The organism is Kribbella capetownensis, from assembly GCF_004331485.1.
Lineage (GTDB): Bacteria > Actinomycetota > Actinomycetes > Propionibacteriales > Kribbellaceae > Kribbella > Kribbella capetownensis.
The window spans coordinates 514,975-535,734 of record NZ_SJKD01000005.1 but is presented as its reverse complement, the minus strand read 5'-3'; the positions used below and the strand labels follow the sequence as shown (position 1 = coordinate 535,734).

The 20,760-nt window shown below is 69.2% G+C and carries 19 protein-coding genes; 10 read left to right on the top strand and 9 right to left on the bottom strand.

The window, feature by feature from the left end; translation table 11 throughout:
• Positions 1–795 carry a TIGR03619 family F420-dependent LLM class oxidoreductase gene (locus E0H75_RS24195; protein ID WP_131515907.1) on the top strand — a complete coding sequence of 265 codons (795 nt, stop codon included), beginning with the start codon at positions 1–3 and terminating at the stop codon, positions 793–795.
• Here E0H75_RS24195 and E0H75_RS24190 read toward each other — a convergent pair.
• From E0H75_RS24190 to E0H75_RS24180, 3 genes are read right to left on the bottom strand one after another with little or no spacing between them, the layout of a single operon-like run.
• Positions 781–2,385 carry an AMP-binding protein gene (locus E0H75_RS24190; RefSeq protein ID WP_238163239.1) on the bottom strand — a complete coding sequence of 535 codons (1,605 nt, stop codon included), beginning with the start codon at positions 2,383–2,385 and terminating at the stop codon, positions 781–783. The genes E0H75_RS24195 and E0H75_RS24190 overlap by 15 nt on opposite strands.
• Positions 2,382–3,272 carry an SDR family NAD(P)-dependent oxidoreductase gene (locus E0H75_RS24185; protein WP_131515906.1) on the bottom strand — a complete coding sequence of 297 codons (891 nt, stop codon included), beginning with the start codon at positions 3,270–3,272 and terminating at the stop codon, positions 2,382–2,384. Before E0H75_RS24185 ends, E0H75_RS24190 begins: the two co-directional genes overlap by 4 nt.
• Before the next feature lie 10 nt (positions 3,273–3,282).
• Complete coding sequence (locus E0H75_RS24180) at positions 3,283–4,101, bottom strand: alpha/beta fold hydrolase (RefSeq protein WP_131515905.1); 819 nt, start codon at positions 4,099–4,101, stop codon at positions 3,283–3,285.
• 77 nt (positions 4,102–4,178) lie between these two features.
• Here E0H75_RS24180 and E0H75_RS24175 point away from each other — a divergent pair, with 77 nt between their 5' ends.
• Positions 4,179–5,306, top strand: coding sequence for a M24 family metallopeptidase (locus E0H75_RS24175; RefSeq protein WP_131515904.1), 1,128 nt, complete (start codon positions 4,179–4,181; stop codon positions 5,304–5,306).
• A 17-nt stretch (positions 5,307–5,323) separates the two neighbouring features.
• On the opposite strand, the gene E0H75_RS24170 is transcribed toward E0H75_RS24175, so the two are convergent.
• Entirely contained in the window at positions 5,324–6,319 is a 996-nt protein-coding gene (locus E0H75_RS24170; RefSeq protein WP_131515903.1) for a GlxA family transcriptional regulator, read from the bottom strand.
• 70 nt (positions 6,320–6,389) lie between these two features.
• Here E0H75_RS24170 and E0H75_RS24165 point away from each other — a divergent pair, with 70 nt between their 5' ends.
• The 3 genes from E0H75_RS24165 (at position 6,390) to E0H75_RS24155 (ending at position 10,391) form a co-directional block, all read left to right on the top strand.
• Complete coding sequence (locus E0H75_RS24165; protein ID WP_238163238.1) at positions 6,390–7,664, top strand: MFS transporter; 1,275 nt, start codon at positions 6,390–6,392, stop codon at positions 7,662–7,664.
• A 46-nt stretch (positions 7,665–7,710) separates the two neighbouring features.
• Positions 7,711–8,190 (top strand): redox-sensitive transcriptional activator SoxR, encoded by a 480-nt coding sequence (soxR, locus tag E0H75_RS24160; RefSeq protein WP_131515901.1) that lies wholly within the window; start codon positions 7,711–7,713, stop codon positions 8,188–8,190.
• A 68-nt stretch (positions 8,191–8,258) separates the two neighbouring features.
• The gene (locus E0H75_RS24155) at positions 8,259–10,391 is read left to right on the top strand and encodes a RecQ family ATP-dependent DNA helicase (protein ID WP_131515900.1); all 2,133 of its coding nucleotides are present in this window, start codon (positions 8,259–8,261) and stop codon (positions 10,389–10,391) included.
• Between the two features lie 3 nt (positions 10,392–10,394).
• Here the strand turns inward: E0H75_RS24155 and E0H75_RS24150 are convergent, their stop codons facing one another.
• Positions 10,395–11,189: an ArsR/SmtB family transcription factor gene (locus E0H75_RS24150; RefSeq protein ID WP_131515899.1), complete on the bottom strand. Its 795-nt coding sequence runs from the start codon at positions 11,187–11,189 to the stop codon at positions 10,395–10,397.
• Between the two features lie 112 nt (positions 11,190–11,301).
• Here E0H75_RS24150 and E0H75_RS24145 point away from each other — a divergent pair, with 112 nt between their 5' ends.
• Genes E0H75_RS24145 through E0H75_RS24135 form a run of 3 tightly spaced genes read left to right on the top strand, consistent with a single transcriptional unit; the run spans position 11,302 to position 13,656 of the window.
• Positions 11,302–12,096, top strand: coding sequence for a GNAT family N-acetyltransferase (locus E0H75_RS24145; RefSeq protein WP_131515898.1), 795 nt, complete (start codon positions 11,302–11,304; stop codon positions 12,094–12,096).
• A gap of 19 nt (positions 12,097–12,115) precedes the next feature.
• Entirely contained in the window at positions 12,116–12,868 is a 753-nt protein-coding gene (locus tag E0H75_RS24140) for an SDR family oxidoreductase (protein ID WP_131515897.1), read from the top strand.
• Between the two features lie 29 nt (positions 12,869–12,897).
• Positions 12,898–13,656 carry a MerR family transcriptional regulator gene (locus tag E0H75_RS24135; RefSeq protein WP_165553933.1) on the top strand — a complete coding sequence of 253 codons (759 nt, stop codon included), beginning with the start codon at positions 12,898–12,900 and terminating at the stop codon, positions 13,654–13,656.
• Here E0H75_RS24135 and E0H75_RS24130 read toward each other — a convergent pair.
• The gene (locus E0H75_RS24130; RefSeq protein WP_131515896.1) at positions 13,594–15,150 is read right to left on the bottom strand and encodes an adenylate/guanylate cyclase domain-containing protein; all 1,557 of its coding nucleotides are present in this window, start codon (positions 15,148–15,150) and stop codon (positions 13,594–13,596) included. The genes E0H75_RS24135 and E0H75_RS24130 overlap by 63 nt on opposite strands.
• 86 nt (positions 15,151–15,236) lie before the next feature.
• On the opposite strand from E0H75_RS24130, the gene E0H75_RS24125 reads away from it, so the two are divergent.
• A complete protein-coding gene (locus tag E0H75_RS24125) occupies positions 15,237–16,568 on the top strand; it encodes a CapA family protein (protein WP_131515895.1) in 1,332 nt (443 codons plus the stop codon).
• On the opposite strand, the gene E0H75_RS24120 is transcribed toward E0H75_RS24125, so the two are convergent.
• Positions 16,565–17,515, bottom strand: a complete 951-nt coding sequence (locus tag E0H75_RS24120; protein WP_131515894.1) for a M28 family metallopeptidase — start codon at positions 17,513–17,515, stop codon at positions 16,565–16,567. The genes E0H75_RS24125 and E0H75_RS24120 overlap by 4 nt on opposite strands.
• 130 nt (positions 17,516–17,645) lie before the next feature.
• On the opposite strand from E0H75_RS24120, the gene E0H75_RS24115 reads away from it, so the two are divergent.
• Positions 17,646–19,412: a M1 family metallopeptidase gene (locus E0H75_RS24115; RefSeq protein WP_131515893.1), complete on the top strand. Its 1,767-nt coding sequence runs from the start codon at positions 17,646–17,648 to the stop codon at positions 19,410–19,412.
• A 2-nt stretch (positions 19,413–19,414) separates the two neighbouring features.
• Here E0H75_RS24115 and E0H75_RS24110 read toward each other — a convergent pair whose 3' ends face one another.
• Together E0H75_RS24110 and E0H75_RS24105 are read right to left on the bottom strand one after the other, a co-directional pair.
• Positions 19,415–19,795, bottom strand: a complete 381-nt coding sequence (locus tag E0H75_RS24110; protein WP_131515892.1) for a tautomerase family protein — start codon at positions 19,793–19,795, stop codon at positions 19,415–19,417.
• A gap of 9 nt (positions 19,796–19,804) precedes the next feature.
• Positions 19,805–20,686, bottom strand: coding sequence for a GNAT family N-acetyltransferase (locus E0H75_RS24105; protein ID WP_131515891.1), 882 nt, complete (start codon positions 20,684–20,686; stop codon positions 19,805–19,807).
• Positions 20,687–20,760 lie beyond the last annotated feature (74 nt).

Sequence of the window (20,760 nt, the reverse complement as noted above, 5' to 3'; positions counted from 1 at the left end):
ATGGTCGAACTGCAAGTGGTGCTGCCTGACGAATCGGCGACCATGCCACCCGAGCGGCTGGTCGAGCTGGCCAAGGCCGCGGAGGAGCTCGGCTACGGTACGGCGTGGTTGCCCGACCACATCCTGCCGCCGGGTGAGTTCGGATCGGAGTACGGCGGGGTGTACGAGCCACTGGTGACGATCGGCTACCTCGCGGCGCGGACGACGCGGATCCGGTTCGGGACCTCGGTGATGATCCTGCCGCTGCGCAACCCGTACGTCGTCGCGAAGCAGGCAGCCACCCTGCATCGGCTGTCCGGCGAGCGAGTGGTGCTCGGCGTCGGCGTGGGGTGGACCGAGAAAGAGTTCGCGGCGGTCGGTGCTCCGTTCCGCGAGCGGGGGCGACGTACGGACGAGTCGCTGGAGATCATCCGGGGCCTGTTCGCCGGTGAGGACCGCGGTGGTGTCTTCGAGCCGAAGCCGCGCGCCCCGCTCCCGATCATGGTCGGTGGCGACAGCGCGCCCGCCCTTCGTCGGGCCGCACGCTTCGGCGAGGAGTGGCAGGCACTGGGCCTCGATGCGCCGTCCTTCGCCGCGGCCGTCGCCAAGCTCCGCGCTCAGACCGACCGCCACGTCACGGTCGGCAGCCGCCTGCACTGGTACGGCCCGGACTCAGAATTCGATGACGCCGTTCGGTTGGGCGCCGAACTCACCGCGGCCGGCGCCGAGACCCTGGCGGTCTTCTTCGGCGACCCCGAGCACACGGTGGACCGGATGACCCGGTTCCGCGATGCTTTCCGGCTAGCCGTCGAGTAGCCGATGGCGAAGAATCTTGCCGGTGGCGTTCCGCGGGAACTCGTCGACGATGCGGATCTCGCGCGGCGTCTTGTAGCGGGCGAGGTTCGCGCGGACGTGAGCCATCAGGTCGCCCTCCGACACCGGTTCGCGCAGTACGACGTACGCGATCAGGCGTTGACCGAACTCCTCGTCCGGTACGCCGACCACCGCAGCCTCGGCGACCGCGGGGTGACTGGCCAGGCACTCCTCGACCTCGACCGGGTACACGTTCTCGCCGCCTGACACGATCATGTCGTCCTCACGGCCGTCGACGAACAACCGGCCGAACCGGTCCAGGTGGCCCAGATCCCCGGTACTCATCCGCCCATTGACGACCGTCTTACTCGAGCCATCGGAGTATCCGCCGAACACCAGCCCGCCGCCGGCGAAGATCCGTCCGGTCTCGCCGGTCGGCACCGGCCGGTCGTTGTCGTCGAGGATCCGGATCGAGCTGCCGAGACACGGCCGTCCGACCGTCCCGGGCGCGGCGATCAGGTCGGCGGACGTCGCGATCGTCGCGATGCCGACCTCGCTCGATCCGTACGCGTCACACAACACCGGCCCGAACTGCGTGATGAACCGCTCGGCCAGCGGTGCACCTAGCGCAGACGCTCCGGAGATCACCGCCCGCAGCGACCGCAGTTCGTGGGTCGCGATCTCGGTCGGGCCGAGCTCCAGCATCCGCCGCAGCATCACCGGTACGGCGACCATCGAGCCCGCCCGCGTCCGTTCGACCGAGGCGAGCACCGCGTCGGCGTCGAACCGGCGGGCGAGCACGAGTGGCGAACCCAGGAAGAGCGCGAGCATCGACGTCAGCAGGCCGAGTCCGTGGAACAGTGGCGGGCAGATCACCATCGGCTCGCCCGGCCGTAGCCCGATGCGGTTGAGCGCACTCGCGGTCAGTCCGGCGAGGCCGAGCGCGGTCGGCACCCGCGGCGCGGCCTTCGGCGTCCCGGTCGTGCCCGAGGTGAGAATCGTGATGTGGCCCGGTGAATCCGGCTTTGGCGCTTCGGGCGCATCTGAGCCGGCGAGCTCGTCGAGGTCCGAGAGCACCGACGGGATGTCCGCCGGAGGGTTGAACTCCGCGTCGTGGATGAGCAGATCGGGTCGATGCCGCTCCAGGACCGCGGCCAGCTGCGGGGGAGCGAACTCGGTGTTCACGAACAACACATCCGCTCCCACCCGGGACGCGGACAGCGTGGCCTCCAGGAAGCCACGATGGTTCCGGCACAGGACCGCGACCTTGCTGCCGGCAACGATCTTGTGCTGGGCGTGCAGGGCCGCGGCGATCCGTTCGCACCGGTGGTCAAGCTCGGCGTAGGTCGTACTGCCGTCCTCGTCGATCACCGCGACGCGATCGGGGTAGCGGATCGCGGCGATCACGCCCAGTGCGGCCATCGACTGGCCCCAGTGCCGCAGCGCACGCTCGATCCCGATCAGGTGCGAGGGTCGTGCGGACCGCCAGACGCCGGACTTGAGCAAGGCGACGGACACGCCACCGACCTCGGCTGCACCCTGGACCAGCCACTCCGGCGGACGGATCGGCGCGATCGGTCGCGGCGCCCTCATGGCTGTCCCCTGCGTTTCGATCGTCCGTCGGTCCGTCGGAAGTACTGCTCGGAGAGCCGATCGGTCGGCACCCGCAACAGGTTGCCCAGGGCATCGGCCGGCCTGACCATCGGTGGAGTGATGTTGTGCGGCCGCTCGGCGACCGCCGTACACACCTGGTCGGCCGCCTGCTCCGGTGACAGTCCGGGCATCTTGTTCAGCAGTGGGGTCGGCTCGCTCATCCGCGTGTGCACGAGACCCATGTAGACGGTCGACGTGGTGACCCCGTCGCCGCGGATCTCCTGCGCCACCGACCGCAGCCAGACGTCGAACGCGCTCTTCGAGGCGAGGTACGCGGACCAGCGCGCGATCGGCGGTGTCCGTACGCCGGCGGTCGAGACGTTCACGATGTGGCCCGAGCGGCGTTCGCGCATCGACGGCAGCAGCTCGAGGACGAGCTTCGCTGGGCCGAGGTAGTTCACCGCGTTCGTCCGCTCGATGTCGTGGAAGCGCTGATACGAGTCCGCGATCGACCGGCGGATGGACTTGCCCGCGTTGCTCACGAGCACGTCAACATGTCCGTGCTCGGCCAGCAGTGCACGCACGAGCTCCTCGACGGAAACCGGATCGGCCAGGTTGGTGGGGTACACAAACGCCGTACCGCCCGCTGCCCGGATCTCGCCGGCCACCACCTCCAGTTGTTCGGCCGTCCGGGCCACCAGCAGCACGGTCGCACCGGCCCGCGCGAGTCGCCGCGCGGTCGCCTCACCGATCCCGTACGACGATCCGGTCACCAGGATCACCTGGCCACGGACTGCAGCGGCCAGCTGGTCGTCGGCTATCCGCGCCCGGCCATTGGTCAGCGCGACAAGCAACGACCACCCGATCGACCGCTTCCCAGTCACCATGCCAGTGACATTACCCGCTGGTAGCTGCCTGCGGCAGGCCCTGCGCGTCGTCGGCAACTCGCTGCACCCACTCGCGGATCAGAGCAGCGAACAGCTTAGGTTGCTCGACCTGGAGGTTGTGCCCGGCGACATCCAGGATGGTGAAGCTCGCCCGCGGGTAGTGGGGGAGCAGGACATAGGTGTCCTCGTAACCGGTGACCGAGTCCTGCCGGCCGCAGAGGATCAGTGTCGGCCGCGTGTAGGCGGGACCGCTCTCCGGATCGACCGTCAGCGTGCGCTTCGCCAGGATGCGCGCGAGTGCCTCGTTGTCGGCGATCGCAAGCCCGGGCGCGATGTCCTTCCGGTACGCCGCCAAGGCCGCGGCCGTCTGTACGACGGCCAGCTCGGTGAAGTCCTCGCCGTCGGTCAGTGACTCGACGACACCTGGTTCCGATCGCAGTACGACGTGCTCGGGCACGGTGCGGTCAGCGTTCTCGACGACTGTGCCGATCGGGCAGATCAGGCTGAGACCGAGCACCTGCTCCGGTCTCTCCCGAGCCAGGGCCCGCGCCAGGTAGCCGCCGTACGACTCGCCGATGAGCAGGAAGGGCTCGGTGCCGATCTGCTCGTCGATGAAGGTCTGCACGGCCGCGAGGATCCCGTCCGAGCTGTCGATGTCGCCGGCCGGGCTCTGCCCCATGCCGGGCAGGTCGGGGTAGAGCCGGCGATAGCCGGGCAGGTCGGTGAAGATCGGCTCGAGGCAGCCGGTCATCAGCCGATGGTCGGGACTCCAGCCGTGCAACGCCAGCACGGGAGTGCCGTCACCGTAGGACACGTGGTGCAGTGTCATCAGAATCGCCTTTCGCCAAGCCGATCAGGGCGAAACAAGTTGTAGCAATCGCCGCCGACAGTTCTAGAGTCGACCTCATGGCTCGTCGCTCACCCCTTGGTCCTGTCCCTGAATCCGCGGTTCTCCGTTCCCGCCTGGAGCGCGCCCGAGAGGCAGCGGCCGGCACCGGCCTGCTCATCGCGCCGGGTTCCGACCTGCGCTATCTCATCGGTCAGCCCGGCGGATCCTTCGAGCGGCTCACCACCTTGGTGATCCCCGCCGACGGCGCCCCGGCGCTCGTCGTACCGAAGCTGGAAGCGCCTGGGTACGACGGCCTGCCGCTGGAGGAACTCGGGGTCGAGGTCGTCACGTGGGTGGACGGTGACGATGCGTACGGCCTGGTCGCAGACCGGCTGCGCGGTTCGGACCGGGTGGCGGTCAGCGACTTCACGCCTGCGCTGCATGTGCTCGCGATGCGGGACGCGCTGCCCAAGGCAGAGCAGACTCTGGGCGGGCCGATCGTGCGTGAGCTGCGGATGCGGAAGGACGCGGCGGAGGTCGAGGCTCTGCGGAAGGCCGGCGCGGCGATAGACCGCGTGCACGCGCGGGTCGGCGAGTGGCTGCGGCCCGGCCGGACCGAGGCGGAGGTCGGCGCGGACATTGCGGACGCGATCGTCGAGGAGGGTCACGTCGTGGCGGACTTCGTCATCGTCGCCAGCGGACCGAACGGTGCGAGCCCGCACCACGCCCTGTCCGATCGGGTCATCGAGGCGGGCGATGTCGTAGTGGTCGACATCGGCGGACCCGTTGCCGAGGGCTACAACTCGGACTCGACCCGGACGTACGCCGTGGGTGCACCGCGTGACGCCGACGTCGCCGCGACGTACGCCGTACTGCGGGATGCGCAGCAGGCCGCAGTGGACGCGGTGCGGCCGGGGGTGTCCGCGGAGTCGATCGACGCAGCGGCCCGGGACGTGATCGCGGCAGCTGGGTTTGGCGACTTCTTCATCCACCGGACTGGTCATGGCATCGGGCTCGACGTCCACGAAGAGCCGTACATCGTCGGTGGGAACGGACTGCTGCTCGAGCCGGGGATGGCGTTCAGCGTCGAACCGGGCATCTACCAGCCGGGCCGGTGGGGTGCACGGATCGAGGACATCGTGGTCGTCACCGAGCACGGCGTCGAGCCGATGAACACGCGGCCGCATGACCTCGTAGTGCTCTGAGTGGTGCTCTGATGCTGTCAGCCGGCACGGAAGGTCTTGCGGTAGGCGAGCGGCGACACCCCGAGTTCGGAGCGGAGGTGGTGGCGCAACGAGGCAGCGGTGCCCAGACCAGCAGCTTCGGCGACGCGGTCCACAGAAAGGTCGGTCGTCTCCAGTAGCTCGCAGGCGTGCCGCACGCGCTGCTGCAACAGCCAGACCCCTGGTGACTGCCCGGTCTCGGCCTTGAACCGGCGGCTGAACGTGCGCACGCTCATCCGGGCGTGCGCGGCCAGCCCCGGCAAGGTCAGCTCCTCGTCGAGCCGCTGCAGTGCCCACGCCCGGGTGGGCGCCGTACCGTCGGTGCCTTCGTCCGGTACGACGCGCTCGATGAACTGGGACTGGCCACCGTCCCTCCACGGCGGTACGACGCAGCTCCGCGCAGCGCGGTTGGCGACCTCGCTACCGAAGTCGCGGCGGATCAGATGCAGGCACATGTCGACGCCTGCGGCCAGACCGGCCGACGTGATCACGTCGCCGTCGTCGACGAACAGCAACTCCTCCTGCAGGTCGGTGTGCGGGTAGATGCGGCGGAACAGCTCGGCCCGCTTCCAGTGCGTCGTGGCCGGCCGCCCGTCCAGATAGCCGCCCGCGGCGAGTACGAACGCGCCGGTGCAGATCGACGCGATCCGGGTGCCTGGCCGGATGGTGGCGAGGGCAGCGGCGAGGTCGTCGGGCAGGATGCCCTCGTTGCGTGGCTTCGGGTAGTACGTCCCCGGGATGATCACTGTGTCGGCCTCGGCGAGCTCCTCGGGCCCGTACTCCGGGAGCAGGCTGAAGCCCGCGCTGGTCCGGACCGGCGACTTGTCCAGGCCGCAAACGCGGACGTCGTACAGCGGCTTGCCGTCCGCGCGGGCAGCGGCGCCGAGCACCGCCGGGGGGATGGTCAGGTCGAAGCCGACCACCGGTTCGAGAGCCAGGACGGCGACCCGGTGCGGGCCGACCGCGGCCAGATGTCGCTTGCCTCGGGCTGTCATGGCCATATCTTGACATATGGTGGCGGTTCGGCCACTGGTTCGGCGCCCCTCGGGGCGGCAATCTAGGCGGGTGACGCAGACTCTGCCGACGAAGAAGGCTGCCCGGGTGCATCTGGCCTGGGCAGTCGCCGCTGTTGGGTTCGTGACCTTGATCGGGGCCGCCGGCTTCCGGTCCGTGCCGAGCGTGCTACTCGACCCGCTGCACGACGAGTTCGGTTGGTCGCACGCGACCATCTCGTCGGCGGTGTCGATCAACCTGCTGCTGTACGGCCTGATCTCGCCGTTCGCCGCGGCGTTGATGGACCGGCTCGGTCTGCGCCGGGTGGTCAGCGGTGCGCTGGTGCTGATCGCTCTCGGCAGTGGTCTGACGATCTTCATGAACTCGTCCTGGCAGTTGCTGCTCTGCTGGGGGCTGCTCGTCGGTGTCGGCACCGGATCGATGTCCATGACCTTCGTCGCGACCATCACCGGTCGCTGGTTCGTCGCCCGCCGCGGACTGGTCACCGGGATCCTCACGGCGGCCGGTGCGACCGGGCAGCTCATCTTCCTGCCGCTGATCGCGAACCTGGCGACCGACTACGGCTGGCGTGTGCCGGCCCTGGTCGCGGCCGGTACTGCGCTGGCCGTCGTACCGCTGGTGTTGCTGTTCCTCCGCGACTACCCGAGCGATGTCGGACTGACGGCGTACGGCGCTCCGGAGGGGAGCACGGCCGGACAGCGGGTCGAGTCGACCGGAAGCAGCGCACTGCGAGCGCTGACCGCGTTGTGGACCGCGATGCGGCGGCCTGCGTTCTGGCTGCTCGCCGGTGGGTTCGCGATCTGTGGAGCGTCGACCAACGGCCTGATCGGCACGCACTTCGTGACTGCGGCGCACGACCATGGCATGCCGGCTACGACCGCGGCGTCGCTGCTGGCGCTGGTGGGTGTGTTCGACGTCGGCGGGACGATCGTGTCCGGCTGGCTGACGGACCGATGGGATCCGCGGTACCTGCTGATCGGCTACTACTCACTGCGCGGGCTGTCGCTGCTCATCCTGCCGTCGCTGCTCGGTCCGACCGCGCAGCCGAGCGTCTGGGTGTTCATCGTCTTCTACGGCCTCGACTGGGTCGCGACGGTGCCGCCGACGGTGGCGTTGTGCCGGGAGTGGTTCGGAGTGGATGGGCCGATCGTGTTCGGCTGGGTGTTCGCGTCGCACCAGATCGGAGCGGCGCTGGCCGCCACCGGTGCGGGCGCGATCCGCGACGTGCAGGGCAGCTACAACCTGGCCTGGTACCTGGCCGGCGGACTGTGTGCGGCGGCCGCGCTGATGTCCGCGAGCATCGGACGCCGACTCGTGACCGCCTGACGCTCTGAGCTAGCCTCGATCTAGGTTGAGGTTGGAGGGCGGAGCGGTGGACATCGAGCCAGGTGAATTGACGGTCGGGCAACTGTCACAGCGCAGTGGTGTGGCGATCTCGGCGCTGCATTTCTACGAGCGGCAGCACCTGATCGTGAGTCGCCGTACGTCGGGCAACCAGCGCCGGTACAAGCGCGACACCCTGCGCCGGGTGGCGCTGATCCGGATCGCACAGAGGGTCGGCATCCCGCTCGCGGAAGTGGCGGCGATCCTGGCGTTGCTGCCGGAGAGCCGCACGCCGACCCGGCAGGACTGGGAGCGCATCTCGGAGTGCTGGCAGGCCGAACTCGACAAGCGCATCCTGCACCTCGAGCAACTCCGGGACGACTTCAAGGACTGCGTCGGCTGCGGCTGCCTCTCCCTCGACCGCTGCGCCCTCGCCAACCCGTACGACGCTCTGGCCGCGAACGGACCCGGTCCGCAGCGACTGGTGGCCTCGAACGGCGAGCCGTGCCACCCCGGAAAGTGCGCCTGACCGAGGGTTTTCCACAGGTCGGCGGCCGCGCCCAGCGAACTGGGGGTGCGGGCGTCTAGGGTTTCGGCATGGCTGACTCCAGTGCGACGCTCACTCTGACCGACACGCGCGCGGGGATCGCGGGTGGCGTGATCCAGGCGATCGCGGGGGAGAGCGCGCGGTTGCGGCCGGATCAGGAGACCGCGGTCGCCGCCTTGTGCGAGGCGGGCGCGCGAGTGCTGGTCGTGCAAGCGACCGGGTGGGGGAAGTCGGCTGTGTATTGGGCCGCGACGGCGATTCGCCGGGCCGAGGGCGCAGGCCCGACGCTCGTGGTGTCGCCGTTGCTGTCGTTGATGCGGGACCAGGTCGCAGCCGCGAGCCGGGCCGGTCTGCGCGCGGCGACGTTGAACTCGAACAACATCGACGAGTGGTCGAGCATCGAGCACGACCTGCGTTCCGGGGGCATCGACGTACTGCTGGTGTCGCCTGAGCGGCTCGCGAATCCGGGCTTCGGACGGCGGGTGCTCGACGGGTTGGCCGGCCAGGTCGGACTGCTGGTGATCGACGAGGCGCACGCGGTGTCGGACTGGGGTCACGACTTCCGGCCGGACTACCGCCGGGTGTCCGACGTACTGCAGCAGCTGAACCCGAAGACCCCGGTCCTGGCGACGACCGCGACGGCGAACTCACGGGTCACCGACGATGTCGCGCATCAGTTGGGGGAGTCCACGCTGGTACTGCGAGGTCCGCTGGCGCGATCGAGTCTGCAGCTCGCGGTGGTCGATGCGCTGTCGCCGTTGGATCGGTTCGCGTGGGTCGTCGATCACCTGCCGCAGCTGCCCGGATCGGGAATCGTTTACACGCTCACCGTGGCCGATGCGCAGCGGCTGGCGGCGACGATCCAGGAGGTCCACGGTCGCGACGTGCCGGTGGCGGCGTACACAGGCGGCTTGGAGGCGGGGGAGCGGGAGAGCCTGGAGGACGCGCTGCGTGCGAACCAGTTGAAGGCGCTGATCGCGACCTCTGCGCTAGGGATGGGCTACGACAAGCCGGACTTGGGATTCGTGGTGCACGTCGGATCGCCGCCGTCGCCGGTGTCGTACTACCAGCAGGTCGGGCGGGCCGGGCGTGGCATCGACCACGCGATCGTCGCGTTGTTGCCGTCGGACGCGGATGCCGGGGTGTGGGACTACTTCGCGACCGCGACCATCCCGGTCCCGGAGAACGTGAATCGTCTGCTCCAGGCGCTCGACGGGTACGGACCGGATCAGCCGGCCACTGTTCCCATGCTGGAAGCGGAGACCGGACTGCGCCGGACGCGGGTCGAGTTGATGCTGAAGCAGTTGGCGGTCGACGGTGCGGTCGACCGGGTGGAACGCGGCTGGGTGCGGACCGGCGCAGAGTGGGCCTTCGACGCCGCGCACTACGACGGGATCGTCGCGGTACGGCGCCGCGAGGCGGACATCATGCGTGCGTACACGCGGGGCGACCGTTGCCTGATGCAACTGCTGCAGGAGTCGCTGGACGATCCGTCGGCCGAGCCGTGCGGTCGGTGCTCGGTGTGCATTGGGGCGTTGCCGGATCCGCTGCTGCCGACGGCGCAGGCCGAGACGGTGGCGACGATCACCCGGCTGTTGCGCGGCGAGGTGCATGTACTGGAGCCGCGGAAGATGTGGCCGGGCGGCGCGTTCGGTGCGAAAGGGCGCATCCCCGCGGAGCTGATGGCCGAGCCCGGCCGAAGCCTCATCTACGCCGACGCTCCCGAGTGGCGCGAGGTCCTGCGTGCCACGCTCAACGCGGACGCCGAACTCCCAGCCGAGCCGGTCGAGGCCTTGAAGTCCGGTGCCGTCGCCGCGTTGTCACGTTGGCGCAGCAGCTGGTCAGGTCGCCCCGAGGTCGTCGTACCTCTGCCTGCCGCGGGCCACGGCCGATTGACTTCGGCGATCGCCGACCACGTCGCGTCCGTCGGTCACCTCGACCGTGCCGAGCTGACGATCAACCCGACCGGCTTCACCGACGAGCTGTCCTCGGCCGAGGAGGCCAAGGTCTGGCGCGACGGGCTGCACGTCGACGACCAGACCGCACAGTCGGTGGCCGGCCGGACCGTCCTGCTGCTCGTCGACGCCAGCTCCTCGCAGTGGCCCGTCACGGTCGCTGCCGCGAAGCTGCGCGAGTCGGGCGCGGCAGCCGTCCTCCCACTACTCATCCACAAACGGCCGTAGGAACTACTTCACGGCGGCGAGTTCTGGGGTGGATTCGACGAACGATTTGAGCTCGGACAGGAGCGCGACCCAGCCCTCGCTGACCATCTCGCGGACGGCGCTGGCGGGTCCGAAGCCGCTGTGGATGACGGTCAGCTTGACCTGGTCACCAGCCGGCACGAGCTCGAAGGTCGCCGTGGACAGCTGCTCGGCGCTCGCCCTTCGGTACAGGTCGTCGTCCATGTTCACCGCCTTGGCGAACTCGGGCGTGAGGTGATGCCAGGCGTAGGACAGCCGCGTGTACGGGTCGTGCTCCAGCACGACCTGGCCCGGCCCAGCCATCGTGACGTCACCCTGGTGCCAGACCAGCTCGGAGCCGGCCTTCCAGTCGGTCTCGAACTGGACACCCCAGTACTGCTCGGTGAACTTCGGATCGGTCAGTGCCTGCCACAGCCGCTCCGGCGTGGTCTTGATGTACGTGGTGTAGACGAAGTCGTGGTCGTCCATGGTTTCGGCCTCCAGAACCGTCTTGAGATCGGCGAACAGCTCGACCCGCCGGCGGTCGTACCGGTTGATCCAGCGCTCGGCGATGGCGTTGATCGGCTCGGCGTTCAGGTGATGCAACTTCTCCCGGCCCCGCCACACGGTGGTGACGAGGTTCGCCGTCTCGAGGACGGCGAGGTGCTTGCTCACCGACTGCCGGGCCATGTCGAGGCCGGCGCAGAGCTCCCGCAGCGTCTGGCCGTTGCGCGCGTTCAGCATGTCGAGCAGCTGCCGGCGGCTGGGGTCGGCCAGGGCGCGGAACACCTCGTCGTCCATCGTGCTCCGATCAGGATATGCAGCCGTGTGGCTGCATGACTGACAATAGGCAGCCACACGGCTGCATGTCAACCGCCCCGAATCCGATTGACGGGCCGTGGACGATGAGCGGGTGGAGATCAAGAGCCTCGGGTACCGGACCGATCTGTTGCTGCTGGAGCTGAGCGGCAGCCAGGTCCAGGACGCCGGTGAGTACGTCGTGATCCGGACGCCGGCGAACCCGGCGTACTGGTGGGGGAACTTCCTGCTCTACCGCTCGATCTTCGCCGCCGGTGACGTGAAGTCCCGGCTGGAGACGTACCGCGCCGAGTTCCCGGCCGCGAAACATGTTGCCTTCGGCATCGACAGTGTCGACGGCGAGATCGGCGCCGAGGACGAGCTCGCCGCGGCGGGGTTCACGGTCGACCGGAGCGTGGTGATGACCGCGAGCCAGGTCGTCGCACCCCGCCGGCCCAACGAGGAGTCGACGTACCGGTTCCTCACCAGCGACGACGACTGGGGGCAGCTGACTCAGCTCGGCCTGGCGACCGCCTCGATGAAGGTCGACGACGGGTACGTCGAGTTCACCCGGCGCAGGGATGCGGCGCATCGGGCGCTGGTGGAGGCTGGGCACGGGAAGTGGTTCGGCGCGTTCGACGGTGACCGGTTGCAGAGCTCGCTCGGGCTGATGTTCGACGGCAAGGGTGTCGCGCGATTCCAGCACGTGCAGACCCACCCGGACGACCGCAACCGCGGCATCGCGAGCACGCTGGTCCACCACGCGTCGACGTACGGGCTGACCGATGGTGGTGCGCGGACGCTGGTGATGGTGGCGGACCCGGAGTACCTCGCGATCAGGCTGTACCGCGCGCTCGGCTTCGACGACACGGAGACCCAGCTGCAGTTCACTCTGCCGCCTGCTTCGTGAGGCATGACAGGGTAGGGGCATGACTGGGACTGACGAACGGCGTGGGGTCGCTCTGATCACCGGTGGGAGCCGCGGTATCGGTGCCGCGGCGGCGGTCGCTCTCGCGGCCGACGGATGGGACGTCGGCGTAAACTACCGGACCCGTGCGGACGAAGCAGCACGCGTCGTGAAGGCGTGTGCGGATCTCGGCCGGCGTGCGATCGCGGTGCAGGCCGACGTGCTCGAGGCGGACCAGATCGAGCACCTCTTCGACACTGTCACTGCCGCCCTCGGGCCGATCGGTGCCGTGATCAACAATGCCGGCATCGTCTCACCGTCCGGCCGGGTGGCGGAGTACGACGCCGAACGGCTCGACCGGGTCTTCCGGATCAACTCGATCAGCGCCTTCCTGGTCGCAGGCGCCGCGGTACGACGGATGTCCACGGGATACGGCGGTACCGGAGGAGTGATCGTCAACGTGTCGTCGCGGGCGGCCGTGCTCGGTTCGGCGGGCGAGTACGTCGACTACGCGGCCAGCAAGGCGGCCGTGGACGCGCTCACCATCGGCCTGGCGAACGAGGTGGCGAACGAGGGCGTTCGCGTTCTCGGCGTCCGCCCGGGCCTGATCGAGACCGACATCCACGAGCCCGGCCGGTTGGAGCGCATCGGCACGACACCGCCGCTGGCCCGCCCCGGCAAGCCGGAAGAAGTCGCCGAGGCGATCGCCTTCCTGGCCTCCGACCGCTCGTCCTACATGACCGGCACCACCCTCGACGTCTCTGGCGGCCGCTGACCTCCGGAGCTCTTGAAGGAAGGTGTGGCGTGCGGTTGCGACCAGTGGATCTGGCCCGGCGGGCCGGGGTCTCGACGCAGTTGGTGCGCAACTACGAGGCGGCCGGGATCCTGCCGCCGGCGCCGCGGAGTGCGAGCGGGTACCGCCAGTACGGCGAGGAGCACCTGTCGGCGCTGTTGACCTATCGGGCGCTGGCACCTGGGTTCGGGCCGGAGGTCGCGACGTCGATCATGCAGGCCGCACACGCGGGAGACCACGAGCTCGCCTACCGGCTGGTCGACGCCGCGCATGCCGGGCTTCACCAGCAACGGCTGGCGACCGACGCGGCCAGCGAGGCGCTCGGGGCGATGGCGGCCGAGTTCCTGGACGAGACGCCGGCGAGCGGTCCGTCGTTGCTGGTCGGTGAGCTCGCGCATCAGCTGGGCGTGCGTACGTCCGCGCTGCGCGTCTGGGAGGCGGCGGGGTTGCTGTCACCGACGCGGGAGCCTGGGACGAAGTACCGGAAGTATGGGCCGGAGCAGATCCGTGATGCCCGGATCATCCACATGCTGCGCCAGGGCCACTACTACTTCGAGCAGATCAGGCCTGTTCTGGACGGTCTCCGCCGTACCGGCAGCACCGAGGCTCTTCGCAGTGCGATCGCCGAGCGCCGGGCCGCGCACAACCGCCAGACGAGCGCGATGCTCCACGGCGCGGCGTTGCTGTACCAGCTCCTCCAGGAGAAGTCAGTGCGGGATCGCCAGGTGGGTCGGGGCAGCGCGGCCCCGGACAGTCACCTGGTCACTTGAGTGCCAGTTCTGCGCCTCGGTCGGGACTGCCTCTGAGACCGCGGTCATCGAGGCGATCAGCCGGCCGGGCGTCGACTTGGCGAGTTCGCTGAGGCGGGCGGCCTCGTTCACCGGGTCACCGATGACCGTGTACTCGTGCCGTCGTACGTCGCCGACCGTGCCGGCGACCACGATGCCGGCGGTGACGCCGATGCCTGCGGTGACTTCGGGCAGCTCGTCGTCGAGCCGGGCGGCCAGGGTGCGGGCGGCCCGGAGCGCACTCCCGGCCGCGTCCGGGAGCTCGGCCGGAGCACCGAAGATCGCGAGCGCGGCGTCGCCGGCGAACTTGTTGACGAACCCGCCTTGCTGGTCGACCTCGTCGACCACGATGGTGAAGAAGCGATTCAGCAACTGCACCACCTCGGCCGGTGGACGCTCGGCCGCGAGCTCGGTCGAGCCGATCAGATCGACGAAAAGGACGGCGACGAAGCGATCCTCCCCGCCGAGCCGATCACTCGCGAGCGCCTCCTGCACCACGTCCGGACCGACGTACCGGCCGAAGACGTCCCGGATCCGTTCGCGTTCGCGCAGCCCTTCGGCCATCTGGTTGAAGCCGGACTGCAGCGAGCCGAGCTCGGTGCCGTCGAAGACCGGGATGCGGATGTTCAGCTCTCCCTCGCCGATCAGCGTGAGCGCGTGGCGCACCGACCGCACCGGCGCGACCACCGACCGGGCCGACAGCACGGTGAGCAGCCAGCCGTTGCCGATGGCCACGATGCCCAGGGCAAGGATCACGACCGAGAGCCGGGTCGCGGAGACGTCCTTCTCGAACAGGGCGACGATGGCCGCCAGCATCAGGCCGGCCACCGGTACGCCGGAGCCGACCGCCCAGAAGATCACGATGCGGGCCTTGAGGCCCGCCGCGAGCACCCGGCGCGGCGGTGAGGAGTCGGCCAGCGCCCGCGCGGCGACCGGCCGGAGCGCGAACTCGGTCAACAGGTACGAGATCGTGCAGGTGATGATCATGCCGTCGAAGACCGTGGCCGCAACGCGGAGGGCGTTCTCCGGCTGGAGTGCGAGTGTCATCGCGGTGAAGATCACCGCCGCGACCAGCCAGAGCAGCACCTCGATCAACGTCAGCCGCAGCGGCAGCTGGAGCGTCGCGAGCTGTTCCTTCCGGGTGGCGGGCCGTTCCTCGTCGACCCACCGGGTCACCTGGCGCGTGAGCCGCGTACTCCAGATGCAGCCGATCGCCACCGCGAGAAGGAAGTACAGCGGAATCACGATCGCCTCGGCGAGCTGGAGCTCGTCGACCAGCGGCGGCCCGGGCAGTACGAAGACCGCCAGCACGAACACGACCGCGGCACCGATCAGGTTGGTGACGATCGAGAACGTTGTCATCAGCACCTGCAGCCGGAACCGCAGCAGCGTCGTACTCTGGTCGGCCGGTCCGAGCAGCCACGATCCGAACGGCCGCCGCTTCAGCACGAGTTCGGGTCGTCCCTCGGACATCATGGTGACAGTCTGCTAGCAACCACCCCGGTTCCCGCAACCGTCTTATTCCTTGGCGAGTCTGGGGCGAGTCTGGCTACCGTGGATCCATGGCGGTATGGCGGCGTCTCTCGCTGGCTGCTGCAGCGGCCGCCCTGGTCGCCTGCTCGGACAACGCCACGACGCAGCCCTCGCCCAGCCCCTCGAGTACGCCGAGCCGTCTGGAACCGACTCCCACCGTCAGACAAACCCAACCGCTCGTTCTCGTTGTTCATCCGACCCGGGCGGCACAGGACATCGACCTGGTGACCGCGACGACGATCGCGCGTGGAACGACCAAGTCCTGGCGGGGATTCCGCGTCACGTCGTTGCGGGACGCGCAACGATCCACCAGCGCGCTCGCCGTGGTGCCTGCTGCCGTGGTCGGGCCGACTGTGCGGCCGGTGACGGTCGGCGGGATCGACCCGCTGAAGCAACCCGCGCGGTATCCGCTCCGCACAGTGGGGCCGAAGCCTGCAGAGCCGGTCGTCGACCTGACCTTCGGCGGTGACGTCATGCTCGGCCGACGAGTGGCGACCGCGGCAGCCAGGACCGGTGATGTGTCCAGACCGCTGCGCATCATTGGATCTCGTTTGGCGGCAGCCGATGTGACGGTGGTCAATCTGGAGAGCACGCTGTCTCGAGCGGGTATGGCGCAGCAAGGCGGTGACTCGTTCGCCGCCCCGCCAGGCGTGATGAAGGGTCTGCGAGAGGCCGGCGTCGACGTACTGTCGCTGGCCAACAATCACACCGGCGACTTCCAGGATCGCGCCCTGTTGGAGACCGTCCGGTTGGTGCGAGCCGGTGGCCTCCAGCCGGTAGGGGCCGGAGGCAACGTCGCCGAGGCACTTCGCCCGGCGATCGTCGAGCGTGATGGAGTCCGGTTCGGCTTCCTGGCGTTCAATGCGATCGGCGAGACACCACGGGCGACGTCAACGAGTCCCGGTGCGCTCAGCGTGCGGATGCCGCCACGGACAGGACCGCTGAACGCCGGCGACCTGGCCGCGCTCACCAAGGCCGTGGCAACGTTGAAGGCCGCCGTCGACGTTGTCGTCGTACTGCCGCATTGGGGTCGGCAGTACACACACACGCCCGTTCCGGCGCAGCGGACGGTCGCGTCTGCGCTGACCAGGGCTGGAGCGGATCTGGTGATCGGTGGTCATCCGCATTGGGTGCAGGACGTGCAGTTCGCGGCCGGGAAGGTGGTCGCGCACTCGCTGGGCAATCTGGTGTTCGACTTGGACTTCTCCCAGCAGACCCAGGAGGGCGTCCTGCTGGAGCTCACCTATTGGGGCAAGACGCTCAAGGCCGCGCGACTCACGCCGTACGTGATCGGTAGTGACTTCAGCCCGAGGGTCGTGACCGGCGCCCCGGCGGAGCAGATCCTGTCGGACATCCGCTAGCTGTCAAGCCAGGCAGTCACCACGCGACCCATCCGGCCGAGTTGGTCGGGCGACACGACCCGCGGGAGGTCGCGGGCGCTGTGGTACTCGGCGTACGGCGTGCTGCCTAGCCGCACGCCAGGTAGCCCGGAGCGGACGAAGGACCAGTGGTCACTCGACCTGTTCACGCATGGCCGGCTCGGCACGCGAGTGCGAGCCGCGGCGGCTCGGAGTTCGTTGCGCATCGCGACAGCGTCAGCTTGAGCAGAGCAGATCGGTACGACGGTTCCTACGCCGACGCGGTCGAGGGACACCATGCCGCGGAGCGCCCTGCGTTGTGCTGGCGGCAGCGAGGCCACGTAGGTGCGGGAGCCGTAATGATGGCGGTTGTCGCCGTCGCCGCGCGGCTCTTCGGCGCCGAAGGCAACGAAGACCGTCGGAAGCTTCGGTGCCCGACGCTGGTAGAGCTGAGCGGTGCCGAGCAGGACGGAAACGCCCGATGCGTTGTCCTCGGCGCCGGGTGCCTGGGGGACTGTGTCCAGGTGAGCGCCGACGACGCGGTGCGGTGCTGAGGGTGTGAGTCCTGGTTCGGCGGCGAGCAGGTTCCAGCTGGTGCCGGCGCGGACCGCGACGCCCCAGGAGACGCCTGACGGCACGCGCACCGGCTGGCGGGTGGTCTGGTAGCCAGCGGCACGGAAGCGTTGCTCCAGCCACGTCAGAGCGCGCAGGTACGCCGGACTGGTCGCCTCACGTGGACCGAGGCCCGCGAGGTGGCCAACCGTCTGCAGTGCGGCTCGGCTGTCGAAGAGCACTGGGGCCGAAGGAGGCGCCGCACTGGACGTTGATGTGGGCGTTGACCGGGGCTGAGGTGCGCTGGTCGGTGGTGCGGGAGACGGGAGGCGTGGCGGGGTACTGCTGGTGCACGCGACGGCCAGCAGGACGATGAAGGCGGCCAGCGCGGCCCGCATGTGTCCATGGTGCCGGGCGGCACCAAGACAGCAGTGTTTTGGCACGGTGGTGCTGTTGGCTCAGATAGGCCGCCTGATCGTGCTCCAGCGTGGGTACTGTTCCCCGGACCACCTCTCTCGGGGAGACTCTGTGACGTACGACCGGCATTCCTATGCCGAACCTGCCTTGGTTCGGACTACCCACCTCGAGCTCGACCTCGAGCTGGACTTCGACGAGAAGGTGCTGGCCGGCACGGCCACGCACACACTCGCCTGGACCGGCACCAGTGACCGGCTCGTGCTCGACACGCGTGATCTGACCGTGCTGGCGGTGGAGGGTGCGACGGCCGACGGCTGGGAGCCGCTCGAGTACAGCATCGCCGTACCCGACAAGGAGCTCGGATCCGCGCTGACGATCCGCACGCCGCAGCACCAGCGGGTGCGCATCAGCTACCGGACCGCGCCGACCGCGACCGGTCTGCAATGGCTGGAGCCGTCCATGACCGCGGGCGGCGTGATGCCGTTCATGTTCAGCCAGTCGCAGGCGATCCACGCCCGCAGCTGGGTGCCGGTGCAGGACACGCCGAGTGTCCGCTTCAGCTACGCCGCTCACGTGACCGCACCGCCCGAGCTGATGGTGCTGATGAGCGCCGACAACGGGACGACGTCTCGCCGTACTGGCTCGTACGACGTGGTGATGCCCGAGCCGATCCCGTCGTACCTGCTGGCGATCGCCGCGGGCGACCTCGTGTTCGAGCCGATCGGTGAGCGGTCCGGGGTGTGGGCGGAGCCGGAGATGGCCCGTCGGGCCGCGACCGAGTTCGCGGACACCGAGGAGATGATGCGGGTCACCGAGGCGCTCTTCGGGCCGTACCGCTGGGGCCGCTACGACATCCTCGTGCTGCCACCGTCGTTCCCGTACGGCGGCATGGAGAACCCGCGGATGACGTTCGCGACACCGACCGTGGTGATCGGTGACAAGTCGCTGGTGAGTGTGGTCGCGCACGAGCTCGCGCACAGCTGGTCCGGCAACTTGGTCACGCAGGACAGCTGGGACGACATCTGGCTGAACGAGGGCTTCACGTCGTACGTCGAGAACCGGATCGTCGAGGCCGTCTACGGCACCGAGTTCGCGGTGATGGAGACGGCGATCAAGCAGCACGCCACCGTGGTGAAGCTGGACCCGCTGACGCCGGCCGAGCTGGCGGTGGAGCTGCCCGGGCTGAACCACCGGTCCGAGTACCACGGCACGACGTCCTGCGGGCCGCTGAAGGGGTCGTGGTTCCTGTCCTGGCTCGAGGAGCGGTTCACGCGCGAGGTCTTCGACCCGTTCCTGCGCGGGTACTTCGACCGGTTCGCGTTCCGCAGCATCAACTCCGAGGACTTCGTCGCGCACTTAGGTGAGCACCTGCTGGAGCCGCACCCGGGCGTGGTGACGGATGCCGAGGTCGCGGCATGGCTGGACGAGCCGGGCATTCCGGCGTTCGCGGCGCGGGCGGTGTCGGAGCGGTTCGAGGCGGTCGACGAGGCGCGGGACAGGTGGCTCGGCACGGGCGAGCTGCCGCACGGAGCTTCGGCTTGGACGACTCAGGAGTGGCTGCGCTTCCTGGATGCGGCGCCGGACGTGCTGGGTGCGGTGCAGCTGCAGCAGCTCGACCGGGAGTTCGGCCTGACCGGTACGGCGAACGGCGAGATCGCCCGCCGCTGGTACCAGATCGTTGCCGCCAGCAGCTACGAGGCGGCGTACGCCGAGCTGGCCGGCTTCCTCACGAACGTCGGCCGGATGAAGCTGGTCCTGCCCGTCTACCGAGCCCTGGCCGGCACCGACCGCGAGTTCGCAGCCGAAGTCTTCGCCAAGGCCCGCCCCGGCTACCACCCCATCACCACCGCCGCAGTCCAAAAGATCCTCGGCGAGTAGGCCTACAGGTACTGCGCTTCGCCGTTGGCGAAGGACCAGTCGGGGGATGCGTTCTCGGTGAGGGTGATGAGGACGTTGCGCGGATCGGTGCCGGTGTAGTCGTGGACGAGTTCGGCGATCCGGCGGTACATCGCCTGCTTGACCTGGTCAGGCCGGCCGGCTCGGAGCGTGATGGCGATGAACACGACGTCGTCGTCGCGCTCGATCCCGGGGAAGCCGCCGTACCGCATCGTGCTCGTGGTGCCGTCGTGGCTGGTGAGGACCTGGAAGAGGTCGTCGGGCGGGATGCCGATCGTCTCGACCAGCGCGTCGTGCACCGCGCGGCCGAGGTTGGTGAGACGGTCGGGGCCGGCCCGGAGTGCGTCGATCCGGATCAGAGGCATGCCGACATACTAGTAGGTACAGACATCCAGGGTGCAGCGGTGGATGGTCTCGGTCAGTTGGTAGCCGAGGTGGTTGTTGACGCGCTGCATCGGGGTGTTCGTGCTGACGGTGTCGGTCAGGAGGCCGTCGAGGTCGGGGAAGTGGGTGCGGACCGAGCGGATCTGCTCGGCCTTCATCCACAGCGCGAGACCGCGACCACGGTGCGCCGGCAGGACCGCGGTGCCGTAGTGCTGCGCGTCGCCCTTGCCGTTCCCCGGTACGACGAGTTCGGTGAAACTCACGATCGTCCCGGTCGCCCTGTCCACGGCCGCCACCGTCAAGAGGTGATCGCCGCGCTGCTCGATCACCCGAGCCGCGTGCCGGGTCCGCTCCACGTCCCACGTGTCGGCGCCGTACGCGATGTCGCCGGACGGCGCGTCGTCCATCCCGGACCGCGCGTGGGTGAACGTCTGCGCCAACTCATCGGGTACGACGCCCGCCCACGACTGCAACCGGTAGCCCGGGTCCTGAGGAACGATCAGTACGGCGTCGTCGACGTCGGCCAGGTGCAGTCGCGCGTAGCTGAGCGTCAGGCCGATCGTGAACCCGCGAGCCGTCAGGAAGTGGTACGCCGGGGAGTCGTCCGGAGCGTCGGCCAGGACGTTGCGGACCTCGTGCGCACGGGCCGCGGCGACGACCGCGTCGAGGAGTCGGGAGCCGATGCCGCGGCGGCGCTCGGCCGGGTGCACGTTCAGCTCGAGCTCGGCCAGATGACCATGGGACTCGCGGCTGTTGAGCCGGAGAAAGGCCGATCCGACCGGGTTGCCGTCGGCGTCCGCGGCAAGCCAGGCGATCCGGCGGCTGAACGGCCGGAAGTCGGGATCCGTCAGCGGAGTCAGCGTGATGCTCAAGGCGGCAACATATCGCGCCGGTGGATCACGTGCCTAAGTGTCCCGACTCACGACACTGGCTCGCTGCATCGGCT